General features: G+C 55.3%; 12 protein-coding genes. 7 read left to right on the forward strand and 5 right to left on the reverse strand.

What is annotated here, in order from left to right; all coding sequences use genetic code 11:
• The first annotated feature begins 24 nt into the window (after window positions 1–24).
• On the forward strand, window positions 25–435 hold the full coding sequence (locus AZE99_RS13370) for a PilZ domain-containing protein (RefSeq protein WP_231862617.1): 411 nt from the start codon (window positions 25–27) through the stop codon (window positions 433–435).
• Window positions 436–522: 87 nt separating this feature from the next.
• Window positions 523–1,563, forward strand: coding sequence for a CaiB/BaiF CoA transferase family protein (locus AZE99_RS13375; RefSeq protein ID WP_067202046.1), 1,041 nt, complete (start codon window positions 523–525; stop codon window positions 1,561–1,563).
• Here AZE99_RS13375 and AZE99_RS13380 read toward each other — a convergent pair.
• Genes AZE99_RS13380 through AZE99_RS13390 form a run of 3 tightly spaced genes read right to left on the reverse strand, consistent with a single transcriptional unit; the run spans window position 1,521 to window position 4,659 of the window.
• Window positions 1,521–2,282, reverse strand: a complete 762-nt coding sequence (locus tag AZE99_RS13380; protein ID WP_067202048.1) for a LytR/AlgR family response regulator transcription factor — start codon at window positions 2,280–2,282, stop codon at window positions 1,521–1,523. The genes AZE99_RS13375 and AZE99_RS13380 overlap by 43 nt on opposite strands.
• A 2-nt stretch (window positions 2,283–2,284) precedes the next feature.
• Window positions 2,285–3,460, reverse strand: a complete 1,176-nt coding sequence (locus AZE99_RS13385; RefSeq protein WP_067202051.1) for a sensor histidine kinase — start codon at window positions 3,458–3,460, stop codon at window positions 2,285–2,287.
• Entirely contained in the window at window positions 3,457–4,659 is a 1,203-nt protein-coding gene (locus tag AZE99_RS13390) for a DUF2891 domain-containing protein (protein ID WP_082788385.1), read from the reverse strand. Before AZE99_RS13390 ends, AZE99_RS13385 begins: the two co-directional genes overlap by 4 nt.
• Window positions 4,660–4,841: 182 nt before the next feature.
• On the opposite strand from AZE99_RS13390, the gene AZE99_RS13395 reads away from it, so the two are divergent.
• The 5 genes from AZE99_RS13395 (at window position 4,842) to AZE99_RS13415 (ending at window position 9,947) form a co-directional block, all read left to right on the forward strand.
• Window positions 4,842–6,131 (forward strand): MATE family efflux transporter, encoded by a 1,290-nt coding sequence (locus tag AZE99_RS13395; RefSeq protein WP_067202052.1) that lies wholly within the window; start codon window positions 4,842–4,844, stop codon window positions 6,129–6,131.
• 323 nt (window positions 6,132–6,454) lie between these two features.
• The gene (locus AZE99_RS13400) at window positions 6,455–7,576 is read left to right on the forward strand and encodes a cell wall hydrolase (protein ID WP_067202055.1); all 1,122 of its coding nucleotides are present in this window, start codon (window positions 6,455–6,457) and stop codon (window positions 7,574–7,576) included.
• A 125-nt stretch (window positions 7,577–7,701) separates the two neighbouring features.
• Window positions 7,702–9,075, forward strand: a complete 1,374-nt coding sequence (locus AZE99_RS13405) for a class II 3-deoxy-7-phosphoheptulonate synthase (RefSeq protein ID WP_067202058.1) — start codon at window positions 7,702–7,704, stop codon at window positions 9,073–9,075.
• A gap of 2 nt (window positions 9,076–9,077) precedes the next feature.
• The gene (locus AZE99_RS13410) at window positions 9,078–9,311 is read left to right on the forward strand and encodes a hypothetical protein (protein WP_067202061.1); all 234 of its coding nucleotides are present in this window, start codon (window positions 9,078–9,080) and stop codon (window positions 9,309–9,311) included.
• A gap of 84 nt (window positions 9,312–9,395) precedes the next feature.
• A complete protein-coding gene (locus AZE99_RS13415) occupies window positions 9,396–9,947 on the forward strand; it encodes a hypothetical protein (RefSeq protein ID WP_156472275.1) in 552 nt (183 codons plus the stop codon).
• A gap of 1 nt (window position 9,948) precedes the next feature.
• Here AZE99_RS13415 and AZE99_RS13420 read toward each other — a convergent pair whose 3' ends face one another.
• Both AZE99_RS13420 and AZE99_RS13425 read right to left on the reverse strand, forming a co-directional pair.
• Window positions 9,949–12,198, reverse strand: a complete 2,250-nt coding sequence (locus AZE99_RS13420) for a CHASE2 domain-containing protein (RefSeq protein WP_197460198.1) — start codon at window positions 12,196–12,198, stop codon at window positions 9,949–9,951.
• Window positions 12,199–12,271: 73 nt separating this feature from the next.
• On the reverse strand, window positions 12,272–13,639 hold the full coding sequence (locus AZE99_RS13425) for a FecR family protein (protein WP_067202069.1): 1,368 nt from the start codon (window positions 13,637–13,639) through the stop codon (window positions 12,272–12,274).
• Window positions 13,640–13,641: the final 2 nt, after the last annotated feature.

Consider the following 13,641-nt stretch of genomic DNA (forward strand, 5'->3'; position numbering starts at 1 on the left):
ACATTTACCGACTACGGGAAACTCATGAAAGAAACATTTGACGATAGTCTGAAAATGAACAGCCAAGCCTTTGGCCAGCCGAAGCGGGAGCTGGATCGCGACAGCCTGTTTCTTAAGGCTGAACTACGGTTCGTAGATGGTGATAATTGCGGCGAAGTGCGTATTCGCAATCTTTCAGCTGGCGGCCTGATGGCCGAAGCACCGGTGCAGACCAAGAGAGGCGACAAGGTCGAACTGGAATTGCGTAACATTGGGCGTGTAACCGGACATGTCGCATGGGTTGCTCAAGGTAGATTCGGCGTCGCGTTTGATCATCCAATTGATCCGAAACTAGCGAGAAAGCCTGTTGGCCAGACCAAATCCGAACTGCCCCACTACCTGCGCCAACCATCCCAAAAAAAACCTGCTTTGCGCAGAGGGCAACCTCCGCGCTAGACTGAGAGCAAAGTTCAACAATAAGCTTGATTAGAACAAATTCCCTGCATAGGACCCGTTAATCAATCGATTAAACGGGAGCAGGACATGTCTGGACCATTAGCCGGTATAAATATTGTTGAATTCGCCGGGATCGGTCCCGGACCCTTTTGCGGCATGATGCTCGCGGATCAGGGCGCAACGGTGACAGTACTTCACCGTCCTGGCGCAGCCCCGGATCCCCGTCTTGCTCTGTCCCGCTCCCGTAAATTGATCGCGATCGACCTGAAATCGGAAGAGGGCATTGAAACCGCCCGCACGCTGGTAAAAAAGGCTGACGGGCTGATCGAAGGCTTTCGCCCTGGCGTCATGGAACGCCTCGGACTGGGGCCGGACCTGTTGCTAGCGGACAATCCGAAGCTGGTCTATGGCCGAATGACCGGTTGGGGCCAATATGGGCCGCTCGCTTCGGCAGCAGGACATGACATCAATTATATTTCCATTTCAGGCGCCCTGCACGCCTTCGGACGCGCTGGTGAGAAGCCCACTCCTCCGATCAATATGGTGGGGGATTTTGGCGGCGGCGGCATGATGCTGGCCTTCGGCATGGTTTCCGCGCTTCTGCATGCTAAGACCGGAGGATCGGGTCAGGTGGTCGACTGTGCGATGACCGATGGTTCTGCCGCGCTGATGGCAATGATTTATGACTTTCACAATATCGGCCAATGGCAGGATGAACGGGGCGTAAATCTGCTGGATACCGGTGCGCATTTTTATGACACCTATGAGACGTCCGATGGTAAATTTATCTCGATCGGCTCTATTGAGCCGCAATTTTACGCAAAATTGCGGGAAGTGGCCAGGCTTGCGGATGATGTCGATTTCGACGCACAAATGGATCCTAGAAAATGGTCCGTGTTAAAGGAAAAACTGACTGCTCTGTTCAAGACCAAGACCCGCTCGCAATGGTGCGACCTGATGGAGGGAACAGACATTTGCTTTGCCCCGGTACTGTCGCTGACGGAAGCCAAGGAACATCCGCATAATGTCGAAAGGCAGACCTTTGTCGATGTTGGTGGCCTGAAACAGCCTGCACCGGCGCCCCGTTACTCGGTCACGGTATCGGACCCGCCCAAGCGTCCGGTTTGAGCCGGGGCCGTGATCCTGTCCGCATAGCGGGGCCCAATTGGCAACTGGCTGCCATCCTGCAATATCACATATCGCTTGCGCCCCTTGCGGCGTACCTCCGCAATACAGTCACGCCGAACAATGGTTGATCGGTGAACACGGACAAACAGGCTGTCCGGCAATTGACTTTCCAGCGAACGCATCGACTGGTGCACCAGAAAGCTTCGGCCGTTAAGATACAGCCGCATATAATCTCGCTCCGCTTCCACCCATTCAATATCCGAAACGATAAGTTGCAGGGCCCCCGTCCCATCCTGCACCCAAAGACGTTCAACGATATCCGGCTCCCGGTCGTTCCTGTTGCGCGCGAGATTGGCAAGGGCGCGTTCGACGGCCTCGCGCAGCAAGGTCTCCTTCACCGGCTTCAAGAGATAATCGGTGGCTTCCAGTCGAAACGCCTCGACAGCATAAGCGCTATGCGCCGTGGTAAAAATGATTTCCGGCATCCGCGGAACACCCTGGCAGAATTGCGCAACTTTGAGTCCTGACAAATCGGGCATATCGACATCAAGCAGCAGAATATCGGGCTGTCCCTTAGAGATTTTCTCCAACGCCTGACGACCGCCATTGGCCAGTTCAATTTCATCGAAAAGCCGAGTACGCACACACAGCGCCTTGAGCCGAGAACGGGCAAGCGGCTCATCATCAACAATCAGAACCGATGGCAGATCCTTGACCATTTTCAGATATCCTCGAATATCAGGGACGGATCGGGTAGAACGATGGTCGCAATGGCCATTCCGTCCTTGCTGTTCGCTAGGAACAACGATGCATTTTGACCGTATAATGCGCGCAGACGGTTCTGAATATTGGTCAGACCGGTACCAGTGCCGACGGTGCGATCATTCACTTGCCCGGCGGGGAGTTTTACCCTGCCATTATTGGCGACGCTGATGCGCAATCGATCACCCTCGATCTGCGTGGAGATGACGATATTGAATGGCTGGTCCGTTTCTGACACGCCGAATTTGACGGCATTTTCAATCAGCGGCTGGATGATCAAGGCTGGTATGCTCCAACCATTTGTGGCCGGATCGATGTTGACAATATAGTGCAGGCGTTCCGGAAAACGCATGCGCTCTATCTCGAGATAACGAACCTGCTGAGCAATTTCCTGTTCCACCGCTATCATATCCTGCGCACCACCGGTCAAAACCGCCCGCATATAGTCGGCCAAGTCGTCGACGAGTTTTTCGGCCTGCTCATTTTTTTGATCGATGATCAGGCTGCTGACCGAATTGAGCGCATTGAAAACGAAATGTGGATTCAACTGGTACCGCAGCGCCCGCAGTTCGCTCTCCCGGTTCACACGCTCCAGCTGGCGGCTGTGCGCCATCATCCGCTGCGCATTCTGACTATGCGATAAAGCGAGATATAACGCACCCCAGCTGGCCAGAATGAAATAGCGGGTAAACGCCTCGTCCAGGACATAGGCCCAGTCAAATGAAGCCAGTTCAACCGGGTCGAGCAGATAGGAAAAGTCGAATAACAGGGCATCATGGTCAAAAACTATCTGGTCGAGAATCGCGATATAATTGGCCAGGATAATCGTCGGCAGGGTAAGCATGAATATCTCTGCCGCCATGCCGTGTCGGCGCACCGCAATCAGCAAGCGGTAGAGCAGCCACGTAAAGGTGATGCAAATGCTGGTCATCAGGATACGCTGGACGAACAATGCATCTGGATGGTTCTGCGTCACATAGAAAAACCGGCTGGTTGCAAACAGAAAATAGGCGACCCAGACCCCAAAAATCGATTTGATCGCGAGATCCCGATTGACGGGAAACAACCGGTTAAACAGAGAAGAGTTTTTGGTCGCGGCCTGTTGCGCCGGTCGATTGGCAGAGTCGGGTCTCACGAAACCGAATTGCCCTCCTTTTTATTGATCCCTCTCTTTGTGCGCCAATAGGTGGCGAAACTGGCCAACCAATGACTGCCGGAATAATGCGGTGTGCGTACCGATTGTTCTCCGGAATTGCCATGCAGGCTAGCCGAAGCGAGCAGCGATGCGCGGCGCGGATCATCAGTCGAGAGCGCGGAAGCCATACCCTCCAGCGCCCACGCCCTGGAAAGATTGAGACCGTCAAGATGCACCAATTTGCCGTCGGTCGGGTCATTGACAATGCCGACTTCCAGCCAGTCATCGCTGCCATCGGTGGGAATAGCAGGCAGGAAATCTGATAGCCAGGTGGTATATTCGCTACCATCCATCACCCGCCGCATCAGGTCGGCGACCATCAGGCAGGAAGAAAGAAAATCCTCGCCCGAGGGTTCATAAGCCATGGGGCAATTCCGGTCATTGCGATGAAAGCCTAGCGCCTTGTTGCGGACCAGACTGGCCATTTCGCTATCACCGCTGCGCGCCGCCCAATCGAGAAACAATCCAAAAGCAAAAGCGGACTGATTGTGGGTCCCCAGCCGGATCGGATAAGCCAGTTTCGGCAACCACTCCTTGATATTGCTCACGATTAAAGACTCCAGCGGCTCCAGTCGGGACAGCCAAGCCTTCGCCTGCTCGGCCTTGCCGTCTTTGCCATCTGCAATCTCGCTCAGTTCGGAGGTTAGCTGCAGGAACCACGCGATACCATAAGGGCGTTCGAATCCCTTGCGGTCGGCACCTTGGAAATAGGCTAATTCGCCGGCAATTTTTTCCGCCGTAAAATTCGCCGCAAGCGCCGCAGCTATTTCTTCGTCCATCTCGGGAACAAGGCCCTGCCCCCAAAGTCGCGTCAGTAACCAGTGTCCATGAACAGAACTATGCCAATCATAGCAGCCGTAAAAGACCGGCGTCAGTTTTGCCGGCTCCGCTACATCGACCGCGCTGTTCAAGACGTGGCTGATCTTGTTGGGATATTGCTTGTTGATGCAGTTGAGCGCAATCCGCGCATAAGCTTGTTCTGCCATGCGGGGTTGAAGACTATTTTCTGCCGGATCGGGCGCGGTGTTCCGGCGCTCGAACACATCGCGATCTTGATTCGATTGGTCTTCTTCCTCCGCGACAGAGCAACCAGTCAATATTGCGATCATCAGCGCGATCAGGCCTGTTCGATAGATCATGCAACCCCCTCAAAAGATCATTTACCAATAGATACGAATTGACCCCTTGGCAAAAGACTATAGGGCAAAAAATCTCTTCCGTCATTGCCAGTTCCGGCCAGGCGAATTGCAGTGGAACAGATAATATCGCGACGCAACCCGCCATATTCCTAACCGGCAGCCCTCTTCGACATATAGCGACCATGTCACTGACCGCCAGCATCGGTCTGCTGACCATGTTCGTTGTCGACTTTGCCGATCTGTTTTATATCGCTCAGCTCGCTGACAGTTCACTGACTGCTGCTATGGGCTTTGCCGCGACGATCCTGTTTTTCGCGACCGCATTCCATATTGGCCTGATGATCGCAACCAGTGCGCTTGCCGCTCGCCATATCGGCCAGGGCGATCCGGACAGGGCCAGACGGTATCTGACCAATATTCTGGTGCTGAGCACGATGCTCATGGTGCCATTGGCAATCCTGTTTTTCATTTTCGCGCCCGATATTCTGCATCTTGCGGGTGCCGATGGCACTGCGAACCAGGCCGCAACCGGCTATATCCGGATCGTCGCACCCTTCATGCCATTCAGTGTTGCAGCCATGGTCTGTTCGGGCTTCCTGCGGGCCCATGGTGCAGCCCGGCGCGCAATGAACGTGACCCTTAGCATGGGCATCACCAATGCCATTCTCGATCCGATCTTCATTTTTGGGCTCGACTGGGGAATAAATGGCGCAGCGGTTGCAAGCGCGTGCGCCGCTGTTGTTTCTGCGATGTTCGCAATCTCCCCGATCATCAAGAGCTATGGCGGGTTTGACCGTTTTTCCCTACCCAGTTTCCGCAAGGACATTCCTCCGATCATGACGATCCTGATCCCTGCGATCCTGACCAATGTCGCTACACCGATCGGCGGTTTCATTTCCTACCGCTTCGTCGCCGATTATTCCGATGATGTGATTGCCGGCTTCGCGGTTGTTGGCCGGGTTGTGCCCGTTGCATTCTGTCTTATGTTCTCCCTTTCCGGCGCCATTGGCCCCATCATCGGCCAGAATTTTGGCGCTGAGCAATTTGACCGGGTGCGCACAACGATCAAGCAGGCGACCATATTCGCCTTGATCTACACGTTGATCATCTGGCCTATCCTGTATCTCTTCAGCGGACCGATCAGCGACGCATTTCATCTGCAGGGTGAAGGGCGCCACGTTTTTTGGCTGTTTGCCGCATTGTTGACTCCGCTATTTTTCTTCAATGGCATGCTGTTCATAGGCAATGCCGCCTGTAACAACCTGGGTCACCCAAACTGGTCAACCGTGATGAACTGGCTGCGCAATACGCTCGGCCTTCTCCCCTTTCTCTGGCTCGGTCGCGAATTTTACGGACTGGACGGGATCGTTGTTGCCCCGGCCTTTGGTGGCGTAATTTTCGGCATAGCGGGTTATATGGTTGCACAATATCTGGTGAACATGAGAGAACAACGGGCTATGTTAACCCGTTAACTTGCCAGAATATCGCGTCCCATGATGGAACAGCATGTTTTTGTTCCGCGCAGTGCGCTCAAAAATAGTCTATATCCCGCCTCCTCTGCCCGCTTGGGCCCAATCAGGTAATTTGATAACCCGTGCGAGTCCCACCGCCCTATGTCCCGCGCCTTAGCGATAACATTCCAAACTATGGACAGAGTGATTGGGCACCGGAATCGTCAATCACGGCTAACGAGAATTCAGACAAAACGGCAACCGGCTGTTCCGATACGGACTCCGAGCACCCGTCCGAGCAAACACAGCTTCGATCCTTCGCGAAACTGACGATTCGCGAACGCATGTTGACGGCGTTTTTTCTGCTCAGCCTAGTCTTGATTCCAGCAGCCATGCCGCAGTCGAGCGTCGATGCTCAGCAGGTCAATCCCAGTGATCCGGGATTGCAATCGGTCGAACGTGCAGAAGAGAATTTTGCCGGTTCCGCCTTTTATTTCATCGACCCCAATTATGCGGTCCCGCAAAATGACGGCGGTTTCGGCATCGATCCTCTGGGGACACCGGGGAGCGGATCGATTGGCAGCTTGCCGGGAGGGTCCGGCAACCAAGCCGATCAAATCTCTCCGGCACATCTCATCCAGCAAATCGCCTTTCGCGGTTCCGCCATGGACAATAGCCGAGCGCAGCATTGTCTGGCCCAGGCGATCTATTATGAAGCAGGAATGGAGCCCGATGCCGGCCAACGCGCCGTCGCGCAGGTGATTCTGAACCGCGTTCGCCATCCCAGCTATCCTGACACGGTATGCGGCGTGATCTATCAGGGTAGCGAACGGACGACGGGTTGCCAGTTCACCTATACATGCGATGGTTCGCTGCGGCGCAAGCCTGCTCGATTTCACTGGGAACGGGCGAGGAAGGTCGCTGCCGAGGCATTGGCCGGAAAAAGCTACACCACGGTCGGCACTGCCACTCATTATCACGCTAGCTATGTCTATCCCTATTGGGCACCGAGCCTGCGGTTCCTCGGGACGCTGGGCGCACATCGTTTCTACAGCTGGAAGGGCAATGCCGGAAAGGCCAGTGCCTTTAGCCAAAGATATAGCGGCGGCGAGCCCTTACCCGTCCCGAAACCACGCCGCTATGACGTGGCTAGCAATGACGCCAGGGCAGCCTCGCTAGATCCGATTGCGCTGGAACAAGCCTTTGAAGCAGGCCGAATCAAGGCCGCAGCCGAAGCAGCCCTATCTGAGAAGACGGCCGCTATGGCGGAAGACAATGCCCGCCGGCACGATCGAACTGCTCCGGCGCTGGGTATAAATGCTTCCCCCGTCTATCAGGCCCCCAATTACAGCACCGAGGCCAAGGCCAAAGGTGGTGACGAGGCTTTCGCCGGACAAAACCTGCCCGATGTCAGCCGGATCAAACCCGAATTTCGCAACAGCGGTACCTGGAAGAAAAAACCCTGAGCCTGGCCTGAAGCGCTAGTTTCCCGATGGTTTCGCTGGCAACCAACAATGGGTTTTCCTTGCCATCGCTCTTGACTCCCGCCTAAAGGCTCTCGATTTTATAGGAAACGGAACGGAGCGCTCTGATGGCGACGAATTGGACGGCAAATAGCTGGCGGGATTTTAAGGGGCTGCACATGCCCCAATATCCCGACGCTGCCAAACTGGCGGAAACCGAGGAACTGCTTGGCAGTTACCCGCCACTGGTCTTTGCCGGTGAAGCACGCAGCCTCAAGCAGGATCTGGCCGAAGTTGCCGCAGGCAAGGCATTCTTGCTGCAAGGCGGCGATTGCGCTGAAAGCTTCGCGGAATTTCATCCGAACAATATCCGCGATACTTTCCGCGTCATTCTTCAGATGGCGGTCGTGCTGACTTATGCGTCGAAACTGCCGGTGGTCAAACTCGGTCGCATGGCGGGCCAGTTTGCAAAGCCGCGTTCCTCCGATGTCGAAGTGCAAGATGGTGTCGAATTGCCCAGCTATCGGGGTGACATCATCAACGGGATCGAATTTGACAGCAATATCCGCGATCCGGATCCAGAGCGGATGGTCCGCGCCTATAATCAGGCAGCAGCCACCCTCAACCTGCTTCGCGCCTTCTCGACCGGTGGCTATGCCAACCTCAAGCAGGTGCACGGCTGGACCCATGATTTCATGGCGCGCAGCCCGTGGGCGAAGAAGTTCGAGGAAATGGCCGACCGGATCGGCGAAGCGCTGGCTTTCATGGAAGCTTGCGGGATCAATCCGGACACCGTGCCGCAATTGAAAGCTACGTCCTTCTACACCAGCCATGAAGCACTGTTGTTGCCCTATGAGCAGTGCCTGACCCGCCAGGATAGCCTGACCGGTGACTGGTATGATACCAGTGCACACTTCCTGTGGATTGGCGACCGGACGCGGTTCGAGGGCTCTGCCCATGTCGAATTTCTGCGTGGCATTGGCAATCCGATCGGACTGAAATGCGGCCCCTCTCTGACACCCGACGCGCTGTTGAAAATGCTCGACACGCTCAATCCTGCACGCGAACCAGGGCGGATCACGCTGATTACGCGCTTTGGTCATGACAAGATCGAAAGCGGCCTGCCGCCGCTGGTCCGAGCGGTAAAACAGTCAGGCCATCCGGTCATCTGGTCCTGCGATCCGATGCACGGCAATGTGATCAAGGCAGAGAGCGGCTACAAGACACGGCCGTTCGATCGTATTCTGAGCGAAGTGCGCGGCTTTTTCGCCGTTCACCGGGCAGAAGGCACGTTTGCAGGCGGTATCCATTGCGAAATGACGGGGCAGAATGTTACCGAATGTACGGGTGGCGGCGTAGCCATCACCGATGCATCGCTCGGCGATCGCTATCACACCCATTGCGACCCTCGCCTCAACGCTGCGCAGTCTCTGGAACTTGCCTTCCTGCTGGCAGAAATGCTCAATCAGGAATTGTCCGAACGTTCGCGGGAAGCCGCCTGATCATGGTAGGCAAGACAAAACCCGAACGGATGCGTCCAGAAGATTATGCGCCGGGAGAATCGCCGATGCGTAGAGGTGTCACCTACGTTCGCAAGGAAATCGTAAGCAAAGGTGTCGGATTTGGCAGCGCGCTGGCCATTGCCATCAGCTTCACCACGCACAAGTCAATTCTCTGGGCGATCATCCATGGGTTTTTCTCCTGGGCCTATGTGGTCTACTACGCACTGACTCGATAAGTCCGATCACGAAAAACCAATTCGCGTGACTTTTCCTGACCGGCTGCCTATCAAAGCCTATTGATAAATCGGCTGGAGACCGTGATGATCCGATCACTCTCATGGATATTGGCAGGCGCAATAATGGTTTCCGGTTGTGCTGGCCCGATAGAAACCCGTGTCCAGACGCATCAGGTGATAAGCGCTCCTGACCAAAAGCAGTTTAGCGTGTGGCGAATAGATGCTGTGGACAATGCTGATCTGGCGCTGGCCCGGAATATGGTCGCGGAATCGCTAGGCGAGCGAGGCTATCAGTCGTCTCCGGAGGCCTCGATTTTGGTCCACGTCGCGCTCTCGGATCGACCAGCCGATATTGCGATAGACGCTGGCGACAAGGATACCGAACGGTCAATTGCCGCCGCCAAACGACAGAAACGCTTTCAGTCCTGCAAGGATCGCGAACATCGGTTGACGGTCAGCCTCTTTGATCAGCTGCGCGGCGCCAAGCTATATTCGGGAAGCGCTGCAGAATATCATTGCAATGGCACGATAGCGCAGTCTTTGCCGTTTCTGGTCGATTCAGCCCTGTCGGGACTGGACCGCGATCCAACCGATAGCCCGCGCACTGAAATCCGTACCCGTCAGGGCATTGAATGAGTCAGCCGGCCTGATCCTCGAGCTCGGGAGCCAAGGGTAACAGCACAGTGAAACAGGCGCCACTATCGCGGCTGTTCTCCCCGCGGATGTGACCGCCATGCCGCTCCATCACCTTGGCAACAAAATTCAGCCCCAGCCCTGCACCTTTTATCGATGATTGCGCCATGCTGTCATCGCTAGCGAAACGCTCGAACAACTGGTCCAGCATCTCGGGCGAAATGCCTTTACCCTGATCGGCAATCGCGACAGAGACAAAGGGCTGCCCATCCAGTCCGGTCACCCGGATCCTTATGGTCACGACCCCGCCATCCGGGCTGTATTTGATCGCATTGTCGATCAGATTCACAAAAGAACGATAGAGGCTGGAGGGCTCACCGCTGACAAAGGCCCCCTCCGACTGGTCATCGACTTCGCACCGAATATTTCTCGCCTTGCCGAGCGGCCAGAGACTGTCAGTGGCTTCCGCAACCAGTTCCGCTAGCAATATATCTTCGCCGGCAAATTCGCTGGCGTCAATCCGCGCCAAGCCGACAAAATTGTCTGCCAGTGCCAGGGTACGACGGGCATGTCCCTCAATCCGGCCCGATGTTTCATCACCCTCATGTCCGTCAAGAAGCGCCAGAATCGCCGCCTGCGGCGCGCGCATGTCGTGGGACAGCAGCTGCAGCACTTCTTCCCGTTGCTCTGCAGCATGGGCCACCTGCGTGATATCCGCTAGATAATGGATATAGCCCTTCTGCAACCCTTCGTCCGATACTACCGGCGCACGGCGCATGGCAAAAATATGGCCGTCGAGAGAAGTAAATTCGACATAATCCTGATTTGTTGGTCGGTTCTTCAGAGCGAGATAGGCCTTCACGTCCTGAAGGTCCTTGGGCGATACGAAACGGTTGAGCATATCATCCAGCGCCAGGTCCTGCGCACCATCTTCCATCCCCGTCTGTGCCAGCTGATTGACGAAAGTGACCTTTCCTTCGCGATCGGTGATAAACATCGGATCGGGAAGATTGGTCAGCGCATCGCTGATGAAACGCCGCAAATCGCGGACATGGGAAATCGCATGGGTCAACTGTTCGGCTTGCCCCGTGATAACATCGACAGGACCGAGCTCCGGACGCATGATCGGGATCTCGATCTTTGCCCGGTGGAAATTCTGCAATTCGCTATCCATGAAATCGCTCGTCGCCTGCAACCGACGCCAGCCCCAGACTGGATATACCAGAATCACGCCCAGAAGAGCGGTTCCCGGCGCAAACCAGAAGCCGAATTGCAAAAGGACCGCACTGGCGAGCAATATTGTCAGGAGCAACGCGAACGAAACAATGATCGTGGTCCGCGGCCGCCATCGCCAGAAACCGAGCAGCAATATCCAGACCGGCAACAGCGAGAGCGCCAGATGCCGAAAGAAGGAAATCGGATGAACAAAATCATCGCGCGTCAAGGCACCATAGAGATTGGCCATGATTTCGACCCCTGCGAGAGTCCCGCCATCACCGAGCGGAACCGGATATTGATCGCCCAATCCATTTGCAGTCGCGCCGATCAATATGATCTTGTCCTGCACAAAAGCGAGAGGCACTTCTCCTCTGGCCAATGCGGCATAGGAAATGGACTGAAATCCCCCGCGTTGTGCGAAGGGCATCAGCAGCCTTTCGTCGCAATCAGCCAGCCGGTCATAAGCAGGAGACGAGCGGCCCGCGACCGAGTGATAGACTTTTTCCATCAAATGCGGCCAGGCGTCTCCCTTCCCTTTGTCGCCAAAGCACAGAGCCGCTCGGCGGACGACACCATCAGTATCGAAGACCAAGTTTACATGACCCAGACCAGATGCGGTTTCAGCAAAAGGACTAACTGGCAGTTTGACGTCATATTCTGCACCATTGCTGCCGGGAAAAACGAAATGCAGCGGCAGGAACAGGTTCGAAATATCTGCCATCGCCCCGGCCAGCGCAGCCTCGCCGTCGGGGTCACCAGATTCGCTAAGCAGAACGTCGAAACCGATCGCCTTTGGCTTGCCTTTGGCCAGTTGAGCAAAAAGTTCGGCGTGCCGTTGCCGGGGCCATGGCCATTTTCCAAAGGCCGCAAGACTGTCCTCGTCAATCTCGATAATCAATATGTCAGCTTGCGGCGCCGGCCGGCCAATTCCGGACAGTTGATCGTATATGAGATTGTCGAAGCGCGACAGACTGTCCCAATAGGCCAATGTTCCAACCAGCATGGATGCCAGCAAAGCGACTGCCATCCATTCCATGCCCAGTCTCTGGCGCAGCCTCATCGGTGATTGTGCCTTTGCGGAAAATCGATCAAGAACCGGATCCAAGCAGCTAGTTGGCCACGGTCAGTTTTTCAAATTCGGTCCATTTTTCAATCGCTTCAGGATCGTTCGGATCGCTGGAAAACTGAATTACCCCGACGCGCCAATAATATTCTCCGTCCGCAAGATCCGACAAGGTTACGGTATCCGCCGACAGGCCTACTTCATCAATGATCGGAATCGCTGTTTTGCTGTCCTTCAATATCTGAAGCCGGTAAAATCTTTGCCCTTCGCCTTCACCAAACCATTTAAAGCGATATCCGAAATCACCAGCATCCGCACTACCACCCAAAGTACTGAGCTGGCGTTTGAAGCTATAGGTTGCAGGCATGCCTTCGAACCCATCGGCAGCCAGTGCGGTGACCTTGACGAAATAGCGACCGTTGGGGATGGTAGGCACTGCCAGCACCGCTCCCTGCCCTTCTGTTTCTGCCACGAGATCAACAAAACCGGCATCGGATGCAATGACGAGACGATGACCGACGACCGAACCTATCGGAGCAATGGAAAATTGCAATTCTGCTTCTGACTGGACTTTGGCAGGTTCCAATAAATCCGGTGGAGGCAGTAATTCCGCCTTGGCGATTGCGCCTGTGACAGTAGTCGCGGCACCGGTACCGGCAGGTATGGAAATTATTCGACCGCTGTTCAGGCTGTCCCCGCTCGCAACGACCACTTCGCCTTCTACTGTTTCGGAAAAGGCAGTACCGGTTCCTTCATCAACTCTCGTGCGATAGTCAGTGCCGCGAACGGCCGAGACGGCAACTGGGGTACGAACACGATAACGGTCCGCTTTCTTTTCCAACGGTGCGACTTTCGATCGGATGCGGCCCTTGTCCACGGCAATCTCATAATCGATGCTGTCGGTGAGCAGGATGCGGCGCAGACGGGTAATCCGGACCTGACTGTTGGAAGGCAGGGAAACGCGTGATCCGTCTTCCAGTTGCAGCGTCAGGAAGCTCCGCGCTGCGGTCGTGATAAGGCTTCCCTCTACGATATCGAGCCCCTGGACCGGCGTCAGATTCCGGCCACCCGAGGCAATCGAAACGCCGCCGCGGAACGCGTTCAATTTGGCCCCACTCGGTCGGTATTTTAGCAGATATACGGGAATGCGAAGCAATTTTCCGTTCGGAATCTTCCGGGGATCGGCGATATGATTGATACGCTGAACGGCAACATAGTCTGGCGATTTACGTAAATATTTTTGTGCCAGCGCGAACAGCGTGTCGCCGCGTTTGACGACATAGGTGATCTGTTCCGTTCCGGAAGTCTTTTGCGCCGCTGTTTCGCTCGGTGCGACGGCCAAAGTGCAAATGATTAAAGCGACCAGAAGGCGCAGGCCAGGTAACGGAATCAAATCCCGGAAGTGTTCAGACACAA

It is taken from the genome of Sphingorhabdus sp. M41, assembly GCF_001586275.1.
Lineage (GTDB): Bacteria > Pseudomonadota > Alphaproteobacteria > Sphingomonadales > Sphingomonadaceae > Parasphingorhabdus.